The sequence below is a fragment of the Streptomyces sp. NPDC020362 genome, from assembly GCF_040642095.1.
Taxonomy (GTDB): Bacteria; Actinomycetota; Actinomycetes; order Streptomycetales; family Streptomycetaceae; genus Streptomyces.
The window spans coordinates 1-1,594 of sequence record NZ_JBFAET010000470.1; the positions used below are offsets into that span (position 1 = coordinate 1).

At 71.8% G+C, this 1,594-nt stretch carries 1 protein-coding gene and 2 pseudogenes; all 3 read right to left on the reverse strand.

The window, feature by feature from the left end; genetic code table 11:
* Positions 1 to 266 (reverse strand): annotated as a pseudogene (locus tag AB0H32_RS48290) (glucose-6-phosphate isomerase); the annotation flags it as partial.
* A 1-nt stretch (position 267) separates the two neighbouring features.
* Entirely contained in the window at positions 268 to 1,194 is a 927-nt protein-coding gene (gene opcA, locus AB0H32_RS48295) for a glucose-6-phosphate dehydrogenase assembly protein OpcA (protein WP_361136102.1), read from the reverse strand.
* Positions 1,191 to 1,594 (reverse strand): annotated as a pseudogene (locus AB0H32_RS48300) (glucose-6-phosphate dehydrogenase); the annotation flags it as partial. The gene opcA and the pseudogene AB0H32_RS48300, both read right to left, overlap by 4 nt.

A 1,594-nucleotide genomic window follows, 5' to 3' on the forward strand; every position in this document is an offset into this window, starting at 1 on the left:
TCCCCGCGGAACATGGCGTCCCTGAGGCCGAAGACGTCCGTCGCGGCGGCCAGCTCGCGCAGCAGCCGCAGCGTCTCGTCGGTGACCAGGTGCTTGCTGTAGTCGATGTGCAGATCGCCGGCCCGCACGACGTACCGCTCGGCGCGGCCGGGGTCCGTCGCGAACAGCTCACGCAGGTCCGGCTGCCCCTCGGCGCGGTGGCCGGCGAGGGCCGTCCACTCGGGCCGGCGGGTCGGCTCGATGGTGTCTGACGGTGCGTCGGACATGTCAGGCGTTCTCCTTGGCGGCCTCGCCCTTGAGGGCGATGGCGTACATCTCGTCGGCGTCGAGGCGGCGCAGCTCCTCGGCGATGAGTTCGGAGGTCTGGCGGACCTTCAGGGCGAGGGTGCGCGGCGGCTGGCCCGGCAGGGTCAGCGTGGCGAGCGGGCCCTCGGGGCGGTCGATGACGATCTCGCCGTTGCCGGTGCCCAGGCGCACCGCCGTCACCACCGGGCCCGCGGTGACCACGCGGTCCACCGGGACGCCGAGGCGGGCTTCCAGCCAGCGCGACAGCAGCTCGGCGCTGGGGTTGTCCTGCTCGGCCTCGACGGCCGCCGACGTGACCTTGGTCCGGGCCTGGTCCAGGGCGGCGGCCAGCATGGACCGCCACAGCGTGAGCCGGGTCCAGGCGAGGTCGGTGTCGCCGGGAGCGTAGTTGCGGGCCCGGGTCTCCAGGACCTCCATCGGCCGCTCGACCGCGTACAGGTCGGTGATCCGGCGCTGGGCGAGCGCGCCCAGCGGGTCCTTCGACGGGGTGTCGGGCGCGTCCACCGGCCACCACACGACCACCGGTGCGTCCGGCAGCAGCAGGGGCAGGACCACCGAGTCGGCGTGGTCGGACACCTCGCCGTAGGTCCGCAGCACGACCGTCTCGCCTGTGCCGGCCTCCGAGCCGACGCGGACCTCGGCGTCCAGCCGCGAGGTGGTGCGGTCGCGCAGGGTGCGGGCGTGCCGCTTGATGACCACCAGGGTCCGCGAGGGGTGCTCGTGCGAGGCTTCCTCGGCCGCCCGGATCGAGTCGTAGGCGTTCTCCTCGTCCGTGACGATGACCATCGTCAGCACCATGCCCACGGCAGGGGTGCCGATGGCGCGGCGGCCCTGCACCAGCGCCTTGTTGATCTTGCTTGCCGTGGTGTCGGTCAGGTCGATCTTCATGGCCTGCGCCAGCTCCGTCCGTCTCGTGCGAGCATCTCGTCTGCCTCCTGGGGACCCCACGTTCCCGACGCGTACTGGGCCGGCCTTCCGTGCTGCGCCCAGTACGCCTCGATCGGGTCGAGGATCTTCCAGGACTCTTCCACTTCCTGGTGACGGGGGAACAAATTGGCGTCGCCGAGCAGGACGTCCAGGATGAGCCGCTCGTACGCCTCCGGGCTCGACTCGGTGAAGGACTCGCCGTAGGCGAAGTCCATCGACACGTCCCGGATCTCCATCGAGGTGCCCGGCACCTTGGAGCCGAACCGCACGGTCATGCCCTCGTCCGGCTGGACGCGGATGACGATCGCGTTCTGGCCCAGCTCCTCCGTCGCCGTGGAGTCGAACGGGGAGTGCGGGGCCC

Bases quoted from the DNA above. Each gene is read 5' to 3' on its own strand.
- opcA (WP_361136102.1), bottom strand. From the start codon at position 1,194: ATGAAGATCGACCTGACCGACACCACGGCAAGCAAGATCAACAAGGCG.